Origin of the sequence: Pseudarthrobacter sp. NPDC058329 (assembly GCF_042879835.1) — a bacterium.
GTDB lineage: Bacteria > Actinomycetota > Actinomycetes > Actinomycetales > Micrococcaceae > Arthrobacter.
The window spans coordinates 199958-219794 of the sequence record NZ_JBHVZR010000006.1; the positions used below are offsets into that span (position 1 = coordinate 199958).

General features: G+C 64.6%; 14 protein-coding genes. 5 read left to right on the forward strand and 9 right to left on the reverse strand.

Annotation, left to right across the window (positions count from 1 at the left end):
* Window positions 1-165 precede the first annotated feature (165 nt).
* On the forward strand, window positions 166-372 hold the full coding sequence (locus ACFVYC_RS11020) for a hypothetical protein (protein WP_387549755.1): 207 nt from the start codon (window positions 166-168) through the stop codon (window positions 370-372).
* Here the strand turns inward: ACFVYC_RS11020 and ACFVYC_RS11025 are convergent.
* Window positions 369-782: an Hpt domain-containing protein gene (locus ACFVYC_RS11025; RefSeq protein ID WP_387549757.1), complete on the reverse strand. Its 414-nt coding sequence runs from the start codon at window positions 780-782 to the stop codon at window positions 369-371. The two genes, ACFVYC_RS11020 and ACFVYC_RS11025, sit on opposite strands and share 4 nt — an antisense overlap.
* A gap of 671 nt (window positions 783-1453) precedes the next feature.
* Here ACFVYC_RS11025 and ACFVYC_RS11030 point away from each other — a divergent pair.
* Window positions 1454-3070, forward strand: a complete 1617-nt coding sequence (locus tag ACFVYC_RS11030; RefSeq protein ID WP_387549759.1) for a multicopper oxidase family protein — start codon at window positions 1454-1456, stop codon at window positions 3068-3070.
* On the forward strand, window positions 3067-3627 hold the full coding sequence (lepB, locus tag ACFVYC_RS11035) for a signal peptidase I (protein ID WP_387549760.1): 561 nt from the start codon (window positions 3067-3069) through the stop codon (window positions 3625-3627). The genes ACFVYC_RS11030 and lepB overlap by 4 nt, the downstream gene beginning before the upstream one ends.
* Before the next feature lie 2 nt (window positions 3628-3629).
* Here the strand turns inward: lepB and ACFVYC_RS11040 are convergent, their stop codons facing one another.
* The 5 genes from ACFVYC_RS11040 to ACFVYC_RS11060 form a co-directional block, all read right to left on the reverse strand.
* Window positions 3630-3983, reverse strand: coding sequence for a hypothetical protein (locus tag ACFVYC_RS11040; protein ID WP_387549762.1), 354 nt, complete (start codon window positions 3981-3983; stop codon window positions 3630-3632).
* A 288-nt stretch (window positions 3984-4271) separates the two neighbouring features.
* Window positions 4272-9737, reverse strand: a complete 5466-nt coding sequence (locus tag ACFVYC_RS11045) for a peroxidase family protein (RefSeq protein ID WP_387549764.1) — start codon at window positions 9735-9737, stop codon at window positions 4272-4274.
* 103 nt (window positions 9738-9840) lie between these two features.
* The gene (locus ACFVYC_RS11050) at window positions 9841-10371 is read right to left on the reverse strand and encodes a hypothetical protein (RefSeq protein ID WP_387549765.1); all 531 of its coding nucleotides are present in this window, start codon (window positions 10369-10371) and stop codon (window positions 9841-9843) included.
* 79 nt (window positions 10372-10450) lie between these two features.
* Complete coding sequence (locus ACFVYC_RS11055; protein WP_387549766.1) at window positions 10451-11149, reverse strand: response regulator transcription factor; 699 nt, start codon at window positions 11147-11149, stop codon at window positions 10451-10453.
* Window positions 11146-12675: a sensor histidine kinase gene (locus ACFVYC_RS11060; protein ID WP_387549768.1), complete on the reverse strand. Its 1530-nt coding sequence runs from the start codon at window positions 12673-12675 to the stop codon at window positions 11146-11148. Before ACFVYC_RS11060 ends, ACFVYC_RS11055 begins: the two co-directional genes overlap by 4 nt.
* Before the next feature lie 353 nt (window positions 12676-13028).
* On the opposite strand from ACFVYC_RS11060, the gene ACFVYC_RS11065 reads away from it, so the two are divergent.
* On the forward strand, window positions 13029-14387 hold the full coding sequence (locus ACFVYC_RS11065) for a BTAD domain-containing putative transcriptional regulator (RefSeq protein WP_387549769.1): 1359 nt from the start codon (window positions 13029-13031) through the stop codon (window positions 14385-14387).
* Window positions 14388-14401: 14 nt separating this feature from the next.
* Complete coding sequence (locus tag ACFVYC_RS11070; RefSeq protein ID WP_387549771.1) at window positions 14402-15817, forward strand: sensor histidine kinase; 1416 nt, start codon at window positions 14402-14404, stop codon at window positions 15815-15817.
* Between the two features lie 384 nt (window positions 15818-16201).
* Here ACFVYC_RS11070 and ACFVYC_RS11075 read toward each other — a convergent pair whose 3' ends face one another.
* The 3 genes from ACFVYC_RS11075 to ACFVYC_RS11085 all read right to left on the reverse strand — a co-directional run bounded on the left by ACFVYC_RS11075 (window position 16202) and on the right by ACFVYC_RS11085 (window position 19683).
* Window positions 16202-16939 carry a YcnI family protein gene (locus ACFVYC_RS11075; protein WP_387549773.1) on the reverse strand — a complete coding sequence of 246 codons (738 nt, stop codon included), beginning with the start codon at window positions 16937-16939 and terminating at the stop codon, window positions 16202-16204.
* Between the two features lie 98 nt (window positions 16940-17037).
* Complete coding sequence (locus ACFVYC_RS11080; RefSeq protein WP_387549775.1) at window positions 17038-17643, reverse strand: hypothetical protein; 606 nt, start codon at window positions 17641-17643, stop codon at window positions 17038-17040.
* Between the two features lie 117 nt (window positions 17644-17760).
* Window positions 17761-19683, reverse strand: coding sequence for a cytochrome c oxidase assembly protein (locus ACFVYC_RS11085; RefSeq protein ID WP_387549777.1), 1923 nt, complete (start codon window positions 19681-19683; stop codon window positions 17761-17763).
* Window positions 19684-19837: the final 154 nt, after the last annotated feature.

Genomic DNA, 19837 nt, shown 5'->3' on the forward strand with positions numbered 1-19837 from the left:
GTCAATAACGACGGCGTCCCTGTCCTCGTGCGGTTTGGTCACGAGATGCCATCCGTACGCGAGCGCCCGGCTCGGCAATGATGTGGGCTTTACGGCGCTGGACACCAATGGGGACGGCGCCCTGACCATGAACGACGACGCTTACGCTCCCTACTACCAACGGTGATGACACCTTGCTGTCGGGATCCGGCCACGGCGGCACGGTTCCCGCAGCTGAAGATAATCAATTGGTTCGAGTGGGACAAGGAAGAGGTCAAGGGCCGGATGGAATGGACCGTGGCCAATACCCCTGCCGTCCGCGTTGCATTCACCGTGGACCTACCTGGCTGGCTTCACTACGGCCCGGAAGAATCCTGCTACCGCGGCAACTAAACCCGACCGGGGGATTGCAGCAGGTGCTTTTTCAAGAGATATGTGGTCTGTTGCGCGCAACTCCTGATCCCCATGAGATGGGTTGTTGCAATGCGGGGCAGGACAACGAAGGGATCGCCCTCCGTGGGGTCGAACCGCAGGGACCGCTCGACGTCAAGGGCAAGGCCAGCCAACCTTTCCGCGCCCACCATCTGGCTTGAGGTTTTCAGGCTGAGTGCCGCATCCTTTGCGGTTACAACATCCCCGGTGGTCAGAGCCATCCGGAGCCTTTCCATCCGGGCTGGCAGGTGTGCGATGAAGTCCTGAATGAATACCCTCCAGACGCCTTCGTCGGAGTCCAGTTCCAGGTGCAGCCTGTCCAGTACTGAACTGTCCAGCAGGGGCAATGTTTGGCCGTCCTCCTGAGTCACGGCTGTCCTTTCGCCAACAGGTCCACAGCCCTAGGCTCTGGAGCGGGTCGAAAGAAATCCAGGAAGCCTGGACGTAGTAGGGGCCGATGACTTATTGCGGAACCACGCTGTCCCGCCGCCTCCGTCATCGGCCCCGGCATGATGGTGCAGCTTCCGCACCCGTGTATTTGTCCCCATAGTCTGTTCCCCCTGAACAGTCGAAACGTTTGAAGAATGTCTCCTGCGACGCTCCTCAGGACGTTACGGGGCGGGGATGGGGAAGCACACGAGTAGCGAGTACTCGCTTTTCTGCAACAACTACCTACTGGCGACGGTTCAGCGCTGCCGCTACGTGCATTCATACAAAGAGGCCTGCTTGGCGGTGCCGGCTTCTCGACACCGCCAAGCATTAAGACCTCTGTTGTCCCCCATAAAGGCCTTGGCGTTCCGGGCCCCAGGTCCCAGATGCAACTGCGTTGCGCTTCCGGCCTTACACAAATCAGTGTGCACCCCCAGGCTCAAGGGCTCCGGCAGAACGGGTCAAGGATGCCGCAAGAATGACTCAAGCCTCCGTTGACGAAATGCGGCGTGCAGCCGTGGTCAGGGTTTCTCCAAGGACTTGGGGAATTACACGCAGGAAATTTACAAGCTGGGTTCGGCACAGTGAGCGTAGCCAGTAAAGGAGGTTAACCATGACAATTTCACGCCGTCAGGTTTTGTTGATCGGGGGCCTGGGCGTCCTCGGAGCAGGGGGCGCTTTGTTGCCCACAGGATCGGTGGAAGCCAAGTCGGCCAGCCGGCTCAGCGACCGGGAGATGCCACGGCCCTTCCAGTCAGAGTTCTACCAGGCACCATTCCTGAAGCCCTCGTCCACCGGCATCGATCCCAAGGACGGGCTCCCCGTCAATTACTACCAGGTGACAGAGAAGGCCGCTACGGCCAACATCCTGCCCCGGCTGACCACACCTATCCTCGGCTACAACGGATTGTTCCCGGGGCCCACCATCAGCCTGGACCAGGGCACCAAAGCTGTGCTGAGGGTCCGCAACCACCTTCCCGCACAGCATGCGCTGGACGGACACGCCCTTTCCACATCCACCCACCTGCACGGGTCGGCGTCCCTGCCGCAGTATGACGGCTACGCCAGCGACATCACCTACCCGGGGTTCTACAAGGACTACCACTACCCCAACTTCCAGCCGGCCCGCACCCTTTGGTACCACGACCACGGCGTCCACTACACCGCACTGAACGCCTATTCGGGCCTCGCCGCGCAGTACCACATGCACGACCCCATCGAACGGCAGCTGCTCCCGCAGGGCCGCTTCGACGTGGCATTGACCATCAACGACGTTATGTTCGCCGCGAACGGTTCACTGGGTTACGACGACAACACCCACTCCGGCCTCTGGGGCGACGTGATCCTGGTCAACGGCAGGCCATGGCCCGTTATGAAGGTACAGAAGCGTGTGTACCGCTTCCGGATTCTGAACGCGTCCATCTCACGCTCACTGCGGCCCACGCTCAGCACCGGGGATCCCCTGATTGTGGTGGGGACGGACGGAGGCCTGATGCCGGCGGCGCAGAGTGTTGCCAACTACCGGCACGCCGGGGCTGAGCGGTATGAGGTCCTGATCGATTTCCGGAAGTACAAGACTGGGCAGCGCGTTGAGCTAAGGAACCTGTCCAACAAAAACAACGTGGACTACGACTTCACCAACAAGATCATGGCCTTCGACGTCACGGACGAGCCGGTGGACACCTCCGATCCCACGTGGAACCGGATTCCCACCACCTTGACCGGCAGCGAAGCGATGTCATTGACCGCAAAGCAGTCTGTGAAGACACGCCAATTCCGGGTTAAGCGGAACGACGTCACCAACCTGTGGACCATCAACGACGACAGCTGGCAGGACGTCATCGCCAGTGGGTACAAAAAGGTGGTCGCCGATCCGGCAGTCAACTCGGTAGAGATCTGGGAAATCGAGAACAAGTCGGGTGGCTGGTTCCACCCGCTGCACATCCACCTGGTGGATTTCCAGGTCCTCAGCCGCAACGGGAAGGCCCCCTTCGCCTACGAGCGCGGCCCGAAGGACGTGGTGTACGTCGGTGAGAGCGAGACCGTACGGCTGCTAATGAAGTTCACGCCCCACAAGGGCCTGTACATGATGCACTGCCACAACCTGCCGCACGAGGACCACGACATGATGGCCCAGTTCCGGGTGGGCCTGGCAGCCACTGACGTGGACGACAACGATCCCATGACAGCGGCCAAAGCTGAATGGGACGACCAGGAAGACAACGATTGAATACCACACAGGTAAAGCGCCACGGCAGGCGGCGGCTCCCGGGCCGTCGCATCCTCCCGCTGCCAGCGGGGCTAGCCAGAGGCCGCTGGCCCCGGCTCCTTGTGGTGGCACTGATTCCGGCCCTGGCCATTATTGCCATCCGCGCGTGGCTGGTGGAGCCGTTCACCGTGTCCTCGGACAGTATGGAGCCCACCATTCAGTCTGGTTCCGTGGTGCTTTTGTACAAGCCCGCTGCCGTGGCGGGCTGGATCCAGAACGGCGTGGTGGTGGCTTTCACCAGCCCCGTTGACGGACAAACTGCCATCAAACGCGTCATCGCCAAGGAGGGGCAGACCGTTGCCATCCGTGATTCCGAGCTGTACGTCGACGACGTCGCGGTACCGGAACCGTTCATCGACCACAGCCGCATCGACGCAACGTACTTCGGCCCCGAAAAGGTGCCCGCCGGAAGCGTCTTCGTGTTGGGGGACAACCGCGGTGTGTCCATTGACTCCCGGGACTTCGGCGCTGTGCCTTTGACGGCAGTCCAAGGCACCCTGCTGTCCGGCGCGAAATAACATTAGGGTGCCGGCCGCCCTGGTCGGACAGCACACCGCTGGGCCGGGAGGACCAGGGACGCGATGATGAAGGCCGCTACGGCCGCGACCGGCCACCACGGGATGACGTGGTTGCGCCAAAGGACCAGGAGGAACAGCGGGAGTCCCACGTAGACACCAATGAGCCCCGGAATCTGCCCCCACAGCACGGCCCGGTGGCGGACCACGGGCAGCAGCTGCAGCACGGAGATGGACAGGAAGACCAAGCCGTAATGGAGGAAGAGCGGGGCAACCTCGCGCTGGACCGGGTGGGCGGCGCTGATGGTCTGGATCATGCTGGCAGCGCTTTCCTCAGGCTCCCAGGGACTGAGAGCCATTCCGAGGAGCATGCCGGCCGCACCGGCTAAAGAGTCCTGTTGCCGTGGTGATGCGGCTGAACCGTGCTGCTTGAAGGACCATTCTGATCACTCCTCGAAGGACAACTTCCGTCCGGCAAATTGTCCGTCCGCCGCCTTCCCGGGCAACCGTTTTGCCCGCCCCGGCCACTTGGAGGAACCTCGTGCCGCAAACCTTGGAGTTTCCTAATCTCCCGGGTGACGCGCCAAAGGTGGCCTGCCCCCACGTTGACGGCAGGCCACCTTTGGCAATGGCCGGGCTCCGGTTACTCAGGCCTCGGTGAGTTCCTTTGCCGCTTCCTTCTTGGTGACAGCCCGGGAACGGTACAGCTTGTACCCCAGCAGGGCACAGACCGCCAGCAGGCCGCCCGTAGTGAGGGCGAGGACCGCGGTGGCCGGATCGGTCACAATGTACCTGGCCAGCGCCGCGAGGGAGACGGCCGTGGCGGTACCGAGCGCGCCGCCGAACGGTGCTACGCCGGGTACCTGGGCCGGTTCCGTCCCGGGTCCTGCCGTGAAGGGGTTGAAGATGCGGCGCTCGTCCTCCGTGGCACCGGGAACAACAACCTCACTCAAATCGGAGAACTCGGGAACGCTGCTGCCATTGGCCGGGGCAACCTGGAACCGGTAAGCGGCACCGTTTTCCAGGTCCCGGACCACGATGCTTGTGGCACCCGGCTCAGCAGTCAGGATTTCTCCCACCTGTGTCCCCGTGGAATCGACGGTCCGGAGCAGGAAGCCTCCGGTCCACGCCGCAGGGTCCTGGCTCACTGGTGCGGGGTCCGTTGGGGTTTGGTCGACGGGTGTTTGGTCGACGGGTGCGGGGTCCGCGGGTGTTGGGTCCGCGGGTGTTTGGTCGACAGGGGTCTGCTCGACCGGGGCCGTGTCCACCGGTGTCTGCTCCACGGGTGTTTGGTCCACTGGTGTCTGCTCGACCGGCCCGGGGTCCGCGGGTGTTTGGTCGACCGGGGTCTGCTCGACGGGGGCGGGGTCCGTGGGTGCCTGATCCACCGGGGCAGGATCTACTGGCGTCTGGTCCGCTGGCGCTTGGTCGATTGGTGTCTGTTCGACCGGGGCCACGGGTGTTTGGTCCACTGGTGTCTGGTCGACGGGTGCGGGGTCCACGGGCGTCTGGTCGATCGGTGCCGGGTTCACCGGTGTGGTTCCGGGACCGGGCGCGGGGTCCGGCGTCGGCGTGACGATCACAACAACCTCGCCGTCGCCCGGAATGACATCCACCCCGTCATTGACCCCGGCGTCGGTGCCTTCGTCCACCTCGTCCCCGGTGCCGTCGTCGGTCCCTTCGCCGGCGTCGTCGTCGGTCCCTTCGCCGGCGTCGTCGTCGGTTCCTTCGTCGACGTCGTCCTCCACCTCGTCCTCAACCTCGTCGACGCCGTCCTCCACCTCGTTCTCGCCGTCGTCGTCCACTCCGTCGGTTCCGTCGCCGAAGAGGAGCTGTTCGATGTTGTGAAGCGTGTCCGTGCCGTGCTCACCGCTGTTGTGCTGGACGGTGGTAACGGATCCTGGCGAGCCCATGGTGCCGTCGCCACCGGTGGTGGTGACGGTGTAGTTGAACTCGAAGTCCGAGAAGTACGCGGTGTCGGTTCCTTCGGCAGAGGTGAGGAGCTCCCGGACAACGATGATGTTGCCAGGGTCCACCGTCCCTGCGAACACCGCCTGCTGGAGCGTCGGGCCGGTGGGGGTGCCGTCGGCATTGCGCTGGTACTGGGTGTTCATTCCCGTGGCGCTGCCGATTTCAGTGGCCGCGTTGGTGGCGTCGGTGCGGACGCTGAGCCGGACGCTGAGGTAGCGGTCGCCGTCGATGATGTCATCGGCGCCGCGGCCCTCGAGGAGGTCGCTGCCGCCGCCGCCCAGGAGGATGTTGCCTTCGCCCCAGACCTGCGGTCCGGTCAACACCGGGCATTCCTTGGAGGCGGAGGCGTTGACGACGTCGGCCAGGGGAGTGGGCAGGGACGGGATCAGCTCGTTGAGTCCCTTGATCCGGTCCACGCCGGCCTGGTCCAGGGCATCGCAGCCGATGAAGCCGGCGCCGCCCATGGTCTTGGGAATGCGGTCATCGCCGCGGAGCGTGTCGTCGAGGGGACCGCCGGAGAGCGCTTCCACCTCGTTGTACCTGTCACGGACACCCACCTGCAGGATGTCCAGGGGCTCGATCGGAAGGTCAAGGTCAGCGTCCTGCGGCTGCGGATCGTAGAGGCCGGTTTCCCAGTCGTAGCCGGAGGCGCCGGCCACTTTCTCCACGCCCGGTCCGGCAATGCCGACGTCGTCCCCGCCTTCCATGTCGTAGTCGTCGTCCCCGCCCTGTCCCACCAGGACATCGTTGCCCGGCTTCTGCGAGTCGTCCAGGAAGAACAGGTTGCTGGAGTCGCCGATCAGCAGGTCCGGGCCATCGCCGCCTTCGGCCCAGTCGTTTCCGCCGCCGCCGAACACGGCGTCCAGGCCTTCACCGGCGATCACAAAGTCGTCATCTTCACCGGAGAAGGTCTCATTCGAGTTCGCTCCGCCGTTGATGAAGTCCTTTCCGTCCCCGCCGAGGAGCAGGTCCAGCCCCGGGCCGCCGTCGATCGCGTCATCGTCCGGCCCGCCCTTCAGGATGTCGTCGCCGGCCAGGTCGGTGATGATGTCGTTGCCGTCGCCGCCCAAAACGGTATCGGCGCCGTCGCCGCCTTCGATGACGTCCTTGTCAGGGCCGCCCCACATGGTGTCGTTGTCCACACCGCCGTGGATGCGGTCAGCGTTGACGGAGCCGTTGTACACGGCCTGGCCGTTGATGCCGGCCGGGTCCACCGAGTTGGAGGCCCGGTACTTGATGGTGCCGTCCGGCATGCGGATCAGCAGCGCGGACTCGTTGCATTCCGATGCGGGATCGTCGGCGACGGCGTTACCGGCGGAGGCGAAGCCCTGGGCGGTTCCGTTGAGGTTCTTCAGTTCAAATTTGCAGTCAGCGGTGGCGAAGGCGTCGGCCTTCAGCGCCTGGGCGTTGGTGTTGCGCATCATCATCTCCGCGAAGGAGTTTCCTTCAAGCTGCGCCATCAGGTTCATGCCGGGCGTGCGCGCCAGGTAGTACAGCCGGTCACCGTTCTGAAGATCGGTCATCTGGCTCTCGAAGACGTAGTTGAAGGTGCTGCCGAGCAGGCCGCCGAACAGGTTGGTACGTTCGGCCAGGCCGCCCATCCACAGGTCGATCTCGTCGAGGCCGGTGGCCGACGCGCTTCCGTTGTTGGCCCAGGCGTCCGTGCTGTTCATAAAGGCCACGGCGTCCTCCGGCGCTACCTCGCCGGCCAGGGCGTCCGGGCTGACGATCAGCCGGGCTGCTGTTCGCTTGGCCTCCATTGTGGTGGCTTCGAGGATCGATGGGTGCTTGCCGTAGGCGGCCACGAAGTTGACCAAGGACTTCGGGTGCTTGATGTTCTCGCCAAAGTCGATCCAGTTGGTATACGGCTTAAGCTGGCTGTCATTGGTGGCGCCATGGATCTCCCGGCGCAGGTTATTCAGCGTGGGCAGGCCCTCGGACCGGGCACGCGTCAGGTTGATCGCCGCCAGGTCCATGGGGAGTCCCAGCAGCTTGTTCCGGAGCGTATCGGTGACGAACTCGTCCAGTTCGCTGCCCACCTGGTCCGACATGCCCATGATGATGCTGCCCGCGGCTTCTTCGGACGTCAGGGGACCTGCTGGGCCTCCGTCCGCGTAGGCGGGCGGATTCAGGAACCCCTCGAGAAGGGACACGTCATTCTGGGAGCCCCGGACGTCGTCGGACGTTCCAAACACGTTGTCCGTTCCCGGGCTGTCCTCGTTGCGGCGGGAAATGGTTTCCGTGAGCATCGAGTGGCCAAAGCGGTACACCGCGTGGGCAAATTCGGCGCTGACCGCGGGGTTGATGTCCGTCTGGGCAAAAGCGAAGGGCTCAAAGATATTGATCGCGGGCTGGATCTTCCGGGCGAACTCCTCAAACACCAGGTGCTGGTACTCCATCTCCGTGACAAACCGCGCGGCCTGGAAGAGCCGCTCGCCGTTCCAGCCGTCTGCTCCTTCGGCCAGCTTCCACTCGGCCAAGGCGGCCACGCCCCGGGCAGAGGTGTCGTTGCCGAGAACCCGCTTGATGTCGGCCACCATGCGGTCATGCTCGGAGTGGAAGACCTGGTGAATGGCGGTCAACCCGATGTTCTCGTTGACCCTGCCGTCGCCGGCGATGAAGTGCGCGTTCAGCATCTCGTCGTCGTAAGTGCCCGGAGCCTGGGCAGCGAAATCGGCGGAAGCCGCATCGTCCCCGTCCGCGCCCGGCGCTGCCGGCGGTGTGGCCGGATTATGGTCGGCGTCCTGCGGTGACGGGTCGGCGTTGTGCGCGATGTCTGTCAGGAAAGGAGTATTGAAGTACAGCACGTCCTGGGGGACGAGGGTTCCCAGCCCGCCATTGGCGGCACGGTCTGCCTCCACCAGGCCGGACTGGGTTACGAACTGCGGGAGCCCGTTCTTTGGCCCGGGGATGAACTTTCCGTAGGCATCGGCCGCGAGCATGGGGACGTTGAGGACGTCCTTGTCCAGGAGCTGGATGCCGAGCCGTTCACGTGCCTGCCTTTTGGTGTCAGCCCAGGTGGCCATGCCGCCGGCCGTCCGTGTGCCCTCTGCGCCGCCCAGCATCGCGCCTGTTGAAACGGGACGGCGCGCCGCATTGTCGGCGTACTCGCGCAGGAAAACCTGGTGTGAGGAGTGCGAGGAGTAGGTCTGGCTCTGGTCAACCCACGGCGAATTTGTGTTCAGGGCATCCTGGACATCGTCCGCGGTCCCCAGCTTGCCGTCCTCGCCCGGCTGGTTCTGGCCTCGGGTCAGGACCATAAAACGCATGCGCGGATTGAGGTCATCGGCGTTGCCGAAAACGTGGTCCGGCCCTGCGATCAGCGGGTCATCGGCCTTGAGCGGAACATAGACCGTGCCGCCCCCCTTGACGGTCTGGTCGATGCCGTGGTCGAAGAACTGCCCGAACAGGGTGAACAGGGAGTTGTAAGGCGGTGAAAGTCCGACGTCGGTAGTGACGTTGGGGATGAACAGCGTGTTGTGCGAGGGGACGCAGCCGTCCGGGGCGGCTTTCACCGGGGGAGTCGCCTCGGGCGCGGGGTCGGTGGTGCAGGGCACCACGCCCTCGTTGCCCTGCGTCCGCGCCGGGAACCCCGCCGCAGCCACGGCTGCCGGGTTGGTGGACGTTTGATCGGCGATCAGGTTGCTGATGGTGCGCGGCCGGGAATCGAAGACGCTTCCTGACTTCTGCGTGTAGCTCGTGGCCGCGGGAGGCCCGCCGAAGGAGCCGCTTTCCGCGGCTGTGAAGGACTTGGAGCCGAGGCGCGTGAACACCTGGTCCGACGCGCCGAAGGACTCCTGGCCGGGCTGGAGGTTGTTGCAGCTTCCGTCAACTGTGCGCAGCCCGTGAGACAGCAGCGGGCTGGCAAGCTGGTTGGGGCCGGATCCCACCAGGGCACCGCACGGCCCGGTCTCTGACGTGGTGTTGGCTACGTGCGCTTCGGCGATCTTGATCTGTTTCAGGATGAAGGACAGGTCTGCAGGCGTCACGGTGAAGCCGGCGCCCACCGGAGCCTGCACCGCGTTTGCAGCGATCGGCGGCAGGCCCATGGACGCGGCCAACGCCACCGCCCCCGATGCAGCAAGCAGCCGGAGGCTGTTGTGTTGAGGTGAGTGTGCTGGCTTGCGCGCTGAGGACTTCATCCTGCGATCTGCTCCCTGTAGGGCCGACGCCCCAGTGGGTCGGCGAAACAAGGCAATGCTGCAGGGGTTCCCTAGGGAAAACCTTGTTGTGTGTTGTCAGGCGCTACCGGTCACCGCCTTTGTCATCGCCCGGAGCGTCGTCCGACACGTCGTCGTCCCGCAGGCCTCCCTTGTCGTCACCGGGCGGATCGTCGGACAGGTTGTCTGCCCTGAGGCCGCCCTTGTCGTCACCGGGCGGGTCGTCGGACAGGTTGTCTGCCCTGAGGCCGCCCTTGTCGTCACCGGGCGGGTCGTCGGACAGGTTGTCTGCCCTGAGGCCGCCTTTGTCGTCGAAGGCCTCGTGCGTGGGGCTGGCGGGTGGCACCGGTGCGTAGGTCTGCGGCTCGGCGGGGACCAGCTGCGTTTCCTGGGTTGTGTGCCCAGGGATCGCGGTGATGCCGGTGGTGGGGGATGGAGTGGAAAGCACGGCTGCCCGGTCATCGGTTTTGGCGGTGCCGCTGCCGGATGTTACGTCCGCCGTTATCACCACGCCGGGGGAGACTTCAGGGGGTGGGCCGGCGTTGGCCTGACCCCAGACCGTAAGGCTTGTAACGCCTACTGCGGCTGCGATAGGGAGGTACCAGAAATTCTTCATCGAACTCGCCTTTCTTGGTTTGTGTTCCCACTCTGCCGGGCCGCGGTGAGAGGGGTATGAGATTTTAATGAGAGACCTCTCATGTGCTGGAGGAGGTTCGGGGCAGGGCAGCGGTGGCAGCCACGAAGCGGTAACCGGCACCCCTGACCGCCAAAAACCGTTCTGGCCCGAGTTTGTTGCGCAGGTAGCCCACGTAGACGTCCACCACGTTGGAGGACCCGTCAAAGTCGTATCCCCACACCCGGCTCAGCAGCTGCTCGCGGGTGAGCAGCCTGCCCTCGTTTTCCACGAACGCCCGGGCCATGGCAAATTCCCGGGCGGACAGCGGCACCGTCCGGCCCCCTACCGTGGCGCTGCGCAGGTCCACGTCAAGGGTGACGTCGCCGCTGGTTGGGCCTGGTGCCTCCGGAACCCCCGGTTTGTCCCGCAGCCGCAGGCGGATCCGCGAAAGCAGCTCCTCGAACCTGAAGGGTTTAGTCATGTAGTCGTCCGCGCCGCCGTCGAGCGCTGCCAGGGTGTCCTCCAGCGAATCCTTGGCCGTCAGGACGATTACCGGAACGGTGCACTTCATGGCGCGCAAAGCCGAAAGCACGGCGAAGCCATCCATCCGGGGCATGCCGATGTCCAGGATGAGGAGGTCGAACTCACCGGAGCTGCCGTAGTCCAGGGCCCGGATGCCGTCCTCCACCGAGGAGGTGGTGTACCCGGCTGCTGTCAGTCCCTTGGTGATGAAACTCGCGATCCGGGGCTCGTCGTCGGCGATCAATATCCGTGTCATGGTGCTCCTCCCGGGAGTGAAAGAACGAACCGGCTGCCTTCATTGATGTGCGAAGTGACCCGCAGTGTTCCGCTGTGTGCTTCGGCTATGGCCTTGACGATCGGCAGCCCAAGGCCCGATCCTTCTTTGCCGCGCGATACCCCGGCCCTGGCGAAGCGCTCGAAGATCCGCTCCTGGTCCGCGGGGCTGATTCCGCAACCCGTGTCAGCAACCCAGATTTCGAGGCTGCCAAGGGCTGGGTCCGGTTCCCCAAGCGGTGCCGTGCCACCGGTTGTCCCGGTCCAGGCGGCACCAAGGGTAATAACGTCATGCCGCCGGGTGGACTGTACTGCGTTGGCTGCCAGTTGTTCCACGGCCTGGGTGAGACGGTTGCGGTCGGCGCGAATGTGGCCGCCGGGCAGCTGTTCGATCTGCCACCGGCGGTCCGCCAGGACCCTGACCCTGTCCATGGCCGCCTTGAGGAAGGAATCGGCGTCGATCCAGTCCCGACGGACGAAGTCCGGGCGGCCGCTTCTGGCCAGCAACAGGAGTTCATCCACGAGGGACTGCATCCGGTCCAGTTCCTCCAGTAGCAGCACCTGGGTCTCGCTGACATCCTTGGGGTCGCCTGCTTGGAGTAGCTGGAGATGGCCGCCAATGATGGTCAGCGGTGTTCTCAGCTCATGGCTGGCATCGTCCACGAACCGGCGCTGGTCCGCGATGCCCTTTTCCAGCCTGTCGAGCATGCGGTTGAAGTCGGTCGCCAGCCGGGAAACGTCGTCATCGCCCGACGGGACGAGGACACGGCTGCTCAGGTCTTCAAAAGTGATGGATTCCGTGGCTTGGCGCAAGCGCCGGACAGGGACAAACAGGCGGCCTGTCACTGCGAAACCCACGCCACCCGCGAGCAGCAACGTGGCCAGCGAGGCCACCGCGAAGGTGCCAAAGGATGCCAGCATTTGCTCCCGCTGGCGCCCGACCTCATTTGCTGCCACCAACAACCCGCTGCTTCCTCCCTCGCCGAGTGATACAGAGGTAATGGCCAGACGCACCGTCCGGCCGTCCATTGCTGTGTCGTGGAAAACGGTGCGGTTTTCAATGTGCTGGGCGTGCACTGTTTCAAGCAGTGCGGGAGTAGCGAGGTTGCTCGGCTGCTCACCGGCGGGCAGGAACGTGTTGCCATCGTTTATGGTGGCCATCACCGATTCGTACCTGCCGGGAGCGTCACCCTGGAGGAACACGGTGAACAGCTCATCGAGGGAGGTGAAGGGCCCTCCCCCCGGTGCACCTTGGTGCACGATGTTCTGCAGCCGGGCGGACTGAAGCAGGAGCTCCCCGCTGACGCGGCTGTTGAGGGCGCGGAGGTCCAGGGCGAGCGTGGTGATGCCGGTGACGAGCAACCCGGCGGCCAGGAACGCCAGGACCGTGGCCAGTACCCGAAAGCGGACGGTGCGAAGTTCTGCCCGGACAACGCGCCAGCGCTGGTTAAGCGGCGTGGTGCGCATCCCGGCGGAAACTTTGTCCGTCATCACGGTCCGCGGTGTCATTTCTGTCCCGTCATACTGGCATGGTGCTTAGGGGATTTACGTGTTTCTCCTAAATTAGGTAGGCCCGCTTGGGGAAAGCTTTGACGGCGGAAGTGCCGCTTGCGCCGTGCTACCTAGGCTTTTCCCAATGTCTGCCGCCGGTGCCGCCCCTTTGGGCTCACCTGCGTAAACGCTTCCAGCACGGTTGCTGCCCTCAGGGACCTGCTCGAGGTTCTGCCGCCCGGATTCTGCGTACGGCAAGTAGTACCAAGTACTCCGGGGTACCGGAAGCGAGTACTGGACACTGTTGTTCGGGTGTTTGCTTGCCACTTCAATGAAGATCACGCACCACCGGACGACTTGGGGGAATCTTCGTGATTACTTTGGAACTGCCAAACAACACTGGCCAGGAAGGCCTTGTTCCTGGAGCATCGCCACAGACGCCGGCGCTTCAGATTTCGGTATTCGGCCCATTGACCATTCGACGCGGCGACACAGAACTGAGTGCCAATGACCTGGGCGGGCCCAAGCCCCGCCAGGTACTCGAAATTCTCCTGATGAATTTCGGCACGGCAGTGTCGAAGACCCGGCTGATGGATTTGCTGTGGGGCGGCAACCACCCGGCCGTTGCACTGCCTACCCTTGAAAGTTATGTCAGTGTCCTTCGGCGCCACCTGCAGCCCGGCACCGGTCGAAGCGGTCCGCTGCGGACGGTTACCGGCGGCTATGCCATAGACCGGTCAATGGTGGCGCTTGATTTGGACCGCTTCGAGACGCTGACCAAAATGGCCGGACAGGCGGAGCCCGTTGCGGCACTGGCACTGCTGACCGAGGCTCTTGACCTGGCTTCCGCTCCGCTCCTCGGGGACGAGCTGCTGCCGGCATGGGCAGAGGAGGAGCGGGCCACCCATGCAGCGCAGGTGAGCCTTGCCCGCGTCATGGCTGCAGAAACCGCGCTCGCCGTCGGGGAACTGACTAAGGCCATCGCCTGGGGCGGTGCGGCGGTCAAGGAGGATCCCCTCAACGAACGGGCCTGGACGGCGTTGATTCTCGGCCTTGAGCAGAACGGCGAGAACACGGAGGCCCTAAGGGCTTATGACCGTTGCCGCAAAATCATCGACCATGAACTGGGCTGCGCCCCGGGGCCGGCGCTGAGGGAGGCACAAGCCAGGCTCCTGAGGAGCACCGCGGCAGTTCCCGGGCAGGCGGAGCCCCTGCGCCCCATCCACGGGGCCACGGACAGTGGTCCCGTTGCGGTGATGACCCAGCAGGATGCGGTGCCCAGGCAGGAAACGGGACGCCTGCGAATCCTGATCGTTGATGACCACACCACGTTTTCCGACCTGTTGGCCGGGGCGCTGGACCGCGAACCGGACCTGCAGAGCGTGGGAGCGGCGAAGTCAGTGGCATCCGCCGTAACCATGTTCCGGGACCTCGGGCCCGACGTCGTCATCATGGACCTGTACCTTCCTGACGGCTCCGGACTGAACGCTGCCGAGCGAATCCTCTCCGAAGCGCCGGAAACCCGCATCGTGATGCTGACGGGCAACCCATCGCAGGAAGCGCTGCGTGAGGCCGCCCGCATGGGCATCTGCGGGTTCCTCCCGAAAGACGGCGCCCTGGGAGTCATGCTGGACACCCTGAGGCACGCCCACGCCGGGAACATGATCGTGAATCCGTCCCTGGTGGCCAGGTGGGGGAGCACCGTCCCGTCTGCGTCTTCGGGGCAGTGACCGGCGGAGCCACTGTGCGCAATCTTTTTGTGGGGGAGCCTGCCCACGCCGCCACCATTGCCCATGACGCCGCAGAGCGGCGCGAGGTCCGGGCAGCCGTTGCCCGTTTCCTCATTGCCGGTTTCGCGGCCCTCGTCCTGGTGGCCACCCCCATTTCCTTCTGGGTCCGCGCCGAAGCCGAACGGCACGCCCTGGCCAATGCCAGGGACATCACCCAACGCCTGGCCGATAACGTGGTGGGGCCGCTGATTACGGACAAGCTCCTTGCCCGCGATCCCGCTGCGCTGGAACTGCTCGATCAGCGCCTGGAGCCGTGGCTGGCTGAGAGCGGCGTCTTAAGGATTAAGGTATGGAACGAGAACGGCCGTGTGGTCTACTCGGATGTCGAGTCGCTCATCGGCCAGGATTTCGGCCACGAGGAATGGGCGCGCGAGCTTCTTGAAGGCGGGCCGGCGACGGCGACCTTTGAAACCCAGACTGCGGAAGAAAACGAGTTTGAGGCCAACTCCGGCGAACTCGTGGAAGTTTACGCCCGCTCCGCTTCCCAAAGTGGGGCCCCGATGATCTTCGAAACATACTCGTCCGGCGACGGAGTCCGCCTCGAACAACAGGCAGTCCTGATGGGAATGGTCCCGCCGATGGCGCTGTCATTGGCGGTCCTCCAGCTGACGCAACTGGTTCCGGCCGTCCGTCTGGCCCGGAGAATGCAGGTCCATCAGGCGGCACGCAACGCATCGCTGCGGAATGCCATTGAGGCGTCGGACCAGGAGCGCCGCCAGATCGCCGGCGAGCTCCACGACGAGGTGATCCAGGACTTGTCTGGGCTCGCCTACGCGTTGGAATCAGAGGAGCGTCGCGGCCCGCTTGAGCTCCAGCCGGTCTTCACGAATGCCCGGACGATGCTCCAGAACAATATCCGCACCCTGCGGGCCATGACCACCGAACTTTATCCGCCCGACCTGGAGGAGCTGGGGCTTCAGGCTTCCCTGACCAGGCTGGAGGCGCCCCTGGTGGAGCGCGGAATAGACCTCACCGTTGAAATCCCGGACAAGCTCGTGCTCGACCGGGACCGGGCAGTCCTGCTCTATCGCGTGGCGCGGGAAGCCCTGGCCAACGTCAGTAAGCATTCCTCCGCGCAGTCGGTCGGAATCCGGATCTGGCAGGCAGGCCAGCGCACCCAGCTCACTGTCTCCGATGACGGCGTCGGCTTCGACCCGAACGAACCCCGGGCTGAAGGACATTTCGGCCTGAGAATCCTCGGGGACACGATTCAGCAGGCCGGCGGCACCTTCGAAGTGCGCTCAGCACCCGGGGCCGGAACCTCTGTCACCGCGACGTTCGGCGTGGCCGCGCCCGCCCTCCGCTTCGCCGGCCGGCACCTTGCTGCCAAAGCGTCCAGCCAGGACTCAGCGGTGTTGCGGGCTACCTAGGTTTGATATACAGGGTGAAGGCCCCAGGCCCTTTTGTGTCTCCACTGATAGTGAACTCGTTCCGGCAACAGAAGAGAAAAGAATCGCTGCCGAATTAGCGTCACACTCGTCGAACTCAGTGCAGGACCGGATCCTGCATGACTACCGAGAACGCGTATAAACCTCCAGACTTCATTTATTGAGGACCTGCCGAGCCTTCCAGGCTGGATTCGATCCAGAGCTGCCCGGGGTTGGTTGCGCCCGCGGCGCTGTTTCCTAAAAATTCCCTGGGAGCGGGCAGACCTGGGTCTTTTGCATCGACGTGTGGACGCACGAAGCCCCTGCGCGGCGCTGTCCTCCCGAAGGTGGGGACGACGCCGGGCAGGGGCTTGGCGGTAAGCTTGGTCAGCTCTTCTTGGTCCCCAGCGAGCGGAAGAACGCGGCAACGCCGGCGGCGAGTCCGAGCAGCCCGGCCGCCAAGGCCGCCCAGATCAGCCCGGACGCTGGCGCATCCGGGTTCACCGAGGCCACCGTTTCAGTGGCTTGGGTTGCAGCAGTTGTTTCGGCGTGGCCGTGTTGTGCCGGCCCGGCGGCAGCAGTGGTCACAAAGGATGGTGCAGGGTCCTCGGGTTCTCCCTGGCCCTCGACCACAGGATCGTCCCAGTTCCGGACACTGCCATCGGAGTAGGACTGGGCCACCGGCAGCATTACGGTGGTACCGGACTGTGGAAGCCGCCCGACATGCATCGAGAACATCTGGTATTGATCGATTGTTAGTTGGGTTGCTGCGTCGTTGGCGGTCCAGGACACGGACAAGGGTGCCTCGGTGATGGTGGCTCCATTCACGGTCACCGGCTGGGGCAACGCTCCTCTGACAACCTCAGCGGTCCAACCCGGGACGGGCTTCACCCGGACCGATGTGAACGGGGTAGCCGTTGGCAGATCCACCTTGATTTTTGTGGTTTTGGCTGTCTGGGACTCGCTGGGAACCCTGAACGTCACCTGCGTGGAGGCGCCTTCCGCGGGTGCATCGGGAGTTACGGTCACATGGGCAGAGGCCGCACCGAGGCCGAACGTCATCAGAGTGGCCGTGGCTGCCCCAATGGCAGCCACCTTGAGGGGAGACGGGGTCTTGGTTTTCATGGGAAAGTCCTTCGCTGGGTGCCGCCCGGGATCGGAAGGGATGGCGGGCGGCGGATTGGGGGATTGACGGCGGGCGTGTCCCTTCACCTGCCTGGCACTTAGACAGGCCGGGCGAGGGGGACGCGGTGCGCCGGCGGCCCCCGGATGTCGTCAGTACGGTGGTTCCGCCAGGGAGTGGCCACCGGTCCGGACCCGCGGACAAGCCGGGGCGGTCCGTACCAAAGAATGGTGACCGGCTGGATAGCCTGAGCCAGTGAATGAAACCATGCGACGAACCGCCACAGAGCCGCTTCTGCCCTGCTCAGAAAGGCCGCAGTCGCAGCGGCCGCCAGAACGTGGGCCAGCAACATGGCCGGCCCCAGGTCGGCGTGCATCAGGGGTTCGGAAGCCTCGGTCAGGCACGGGCCGGGTGCAGTGTGTTGCGGACCGCCGTGCGAGGGCATGCAGGCAGTCTTATGGGAAAGGAGGCTGAGGGCCTGGTGAAGCAGTCCCTGCCCAATGCCAACGACGGCGGCGATTCTCCCCATGGACAATCGGCGGCCCAGAACCAGCATGACGGTCATCAGGACCAGTGCAATCAACGCCGCCGAGGTCTCCGCCGCCGGCAGCGCACCCCCACCGAGGACATGCGCGCCGGCCCCCAGGAACCAAAGGGTTCCGGTGACCACAAGAGGACGCACGAGACGCAGTACGCCTGCATTCATCTCCGCCTCCAGTGCTCGGACATTTATGGTCTCGGTTCGGCTGTCAGCATGCCGGGACTATCCCGGACATATCTTGTAACCAGGTTCTGAGCGAGGGATCCAGTGAGCCGCTACCGCTCAGGCAGTGGGAGTAGTCAGTTCGTTGTGTTCATATGCAGGTCTCCGTGCTGCGCTGTCCGCCTGCCCGGGAACGTGGTTGCGTGGACTCCGGCCACGGCGGTAGATGACCATCGCGGCCGTGACAGCGAGCGATAGGGCTGCGACGGACCACATGATGATGCCGCCCGTTTCGGGAGCAGCAGCCGGTGACGGTCCCCAAGGTTGGCCGACGGACGTGTACCAGGGCATTTCCATGGCCCCTGCCTGCTCCATGAGTTTCCATCCGCCGAAGGCATAGACTCCGCCAATGCCTGCCAGTACAAACAGTCGTGAGCTGCTGCTGGTGCCGGGGTCCGGTTCGCCGGTGAGCGCGGCGATGGCCAGAGAGCCGGTGACCAGGGTGAGCACGGTCATCGTGCTGTATCCGATTTGTCCCACTGCTGCCCATTCGAGCAAGGGGGTGTAGTAGGTAACGAGGAGGGATGCTGCGAGGAGAAAGATGGACAGGATGGGATCCCTGCGCATTGCGGCCAGGACCGGGTTCACAGACCGTTCCAGGAACTCTTTGACCCCCGTGCTGCCGTCCGTTCTGGACCTGACGGCCAGTTTGGCCAAGGTCAGCGGGGCGGCCGGGACGAGCAGCAAGGGCACCACGGCGGTGAGCATCATTTGGGTCAGCACGTGGGCATTGAACAGATAGCCCTGGTAGACGTGCACGCCGCCGTTCGTGACGAGGAACAGGACCGCCACTCCGGCCAGCCACGCCACTGTGCGATATGCGGGCCAGGGCCGACCCCCTGTTTGGAGGCGCCGTACCCCGGCGAGATACACGAAGACAGCGAAGCCGCAAGCCAGGCTCCATAACGGGTCCGGGGTCCAGCGGGACAGGTATTCCCACAGGCCAGGCTCGGGCAGTCCGGCAGCGAAGTCCGCGGCGGACGTCTTTCCGGACCCGGCTGGCGGCGGTGGTTGTGTTCGGGCCAGCGCGGCGGCCAGTCCTGAGGCGGCACCCATCACTGCGAGTTCGACGACGGCGAGGGCGGCGAAGTGCCTGCCGCCCCGCTCCGGGTGCTTTTCGATCCGGCCCAGGGACCAGCGCCGGTGCAGCACCCCGAACAGCCCGAGGATGACGAACACCCCGGCCTTGGCCAGGACGATAACACCATAGGGGCTCAGCAGCGCCTCGACTGAGCTGATTCTCGAGAGGGCGCCCAGGAATCCGGAGACGACAAGGGCGATAAAGCCGATCAACGCCAACGTCGAATACCGTCGTACCGTCACGGCCAGCTGGCCCGCCCGCAGCACCGGCCGCAGTACTACCAGCGTCAGCAGGCCGCCGAGCCAGACCGCCGCGGCGGCAGCGTGCACGAACAGTGCGGTAGTGCTGTCGGCATGGTCGGTGCCGCCGGCCGCGTGGGATTTCATGACCAACGGCAAGAGGCCGGCGAAGGCGGCAAAGATGGTCAGGGCAAGAATGCGGGGGTTCCGCAAGTGGAAGCATGACACCGCCACGGCCGCGGCTATCAGTGTGCTCAGGGCACCTGCACGGCCGGCGTCAACCCTGGTCAGGTAGTTCAGGAACTCCGCACCGAACCCGGTGGTAGGTGCCAGGTTGGCCAGGAGCAGGAAGCTTGCGTAGGTGTGTGCCGCGGCAGCCCCGGTCCAGGCGACCGCCGACCAGCCGGCGCATAGAAGCGCCCGTTCGTAAGGGGTTCCGCGGCGGGGGAGTGCGAAGACGGCCAGCACCAGGGCTCCAATGGTGCCGGCACTGGCGAGATTGAATACGACCTTCGCGGTGGGCAGCCCCCAAGCCACGGCGGGACCTGCCCGGTCCAACAGGCCCGGGTTCGCGCCACCGCCAAAGGTGTAGGCCCAAACCAGCGACAGCACCCCGGCCGCCAGCAGCACCAGCCATGCCACTACGTGTGTCCTCAGCGACATCGTGTCCCTTCCGCCGCTCCTTTGGCCTTGATCCCGTTCCCACAGCACCTCGGCCCCTAACGTCATGCCAGCTTGGCGCGGCCCTCTTGGGAAATCCTTGGCATCACCGGGCCCCCAGTTTTCCCCAACTTTTTTGCACCGTGGTCATTCCACT

Bases quoted from the DNA above. Each gene is read 5' to 3' on its own strand.
- ACFVYC_RS11020 (WP_387549755.1), top strand. From the start codon at position 166: ATGACACCTTGCTGTCGGGATCCGGCCACGGCGGCACGGTTCCCGCAG.
- ACFVYC_RS11030 (WP_387549759.1), top strand. From the start codon at position 1,454: ATGACAATTTCACGCCGTCAGGTTTTGTTGATCGGGGGCCTGGGCGTC.
- ACFVYC_RS11040 (WP_387549762.1), bottom strand. From the start codon at position 3,983: ATGGCTCTCAGTCCCTGGGAGCCTGAGGAAAGCGCTGCCAGCATGATC.
- ACFVYC_RS11045 (WP_387549764.1), bottom strand. From the start codon at position 9,737: ATGAAGTCCTCAGCGCGCAAGCCAGCACACTCACCTCAACACAACAGC.
- ACFVYC_RS11050 (WP_387549765.1), bottom strand. From the start codon at position 10,371: ATGAAGAATTTCTGGTACCTCCCTATCGCAGCCGCAGTAGGCGTTACA.
- ACFVYC_RS11055 (WP_387549766.1), bottom strand. From the start codon at position 11,149: ATGACACGGATATTGATCGCCGACGACGAGCCCCGGATCGCGAGTTTC.
- ACFVYC_RS11060 (WP_387549768.1), bottom strand. From the start codon at position 12,675: ATGACACCGCGGACCGTGATGACGGACAAAGTTTCCGCCGGGATGCGC.
- ACFVYC_RS11075 (WP_387549773.1), bottom strand. From the start codon at position 16,939: ATGAAAACCAAGACCCCGTCTCCCCTCAAGGTGGCTGCCATTGGGGCA.
- ACFVYC_RS11080 (WP_387549775.1), bottom strand. From the start codon at position 17,643: ATGAATGCAGGCGTACTGCGTCTCGTGCGTCCTCTTGTGGTCACCGGA.
- ACFVYC_RS11085 (WP_387549777.1), bottom strand. From the start codon at position 19,683: ATGTCGCTGAGGACACACGTAGTGGCATGGCTGGTGCTGCTGGCGGCC.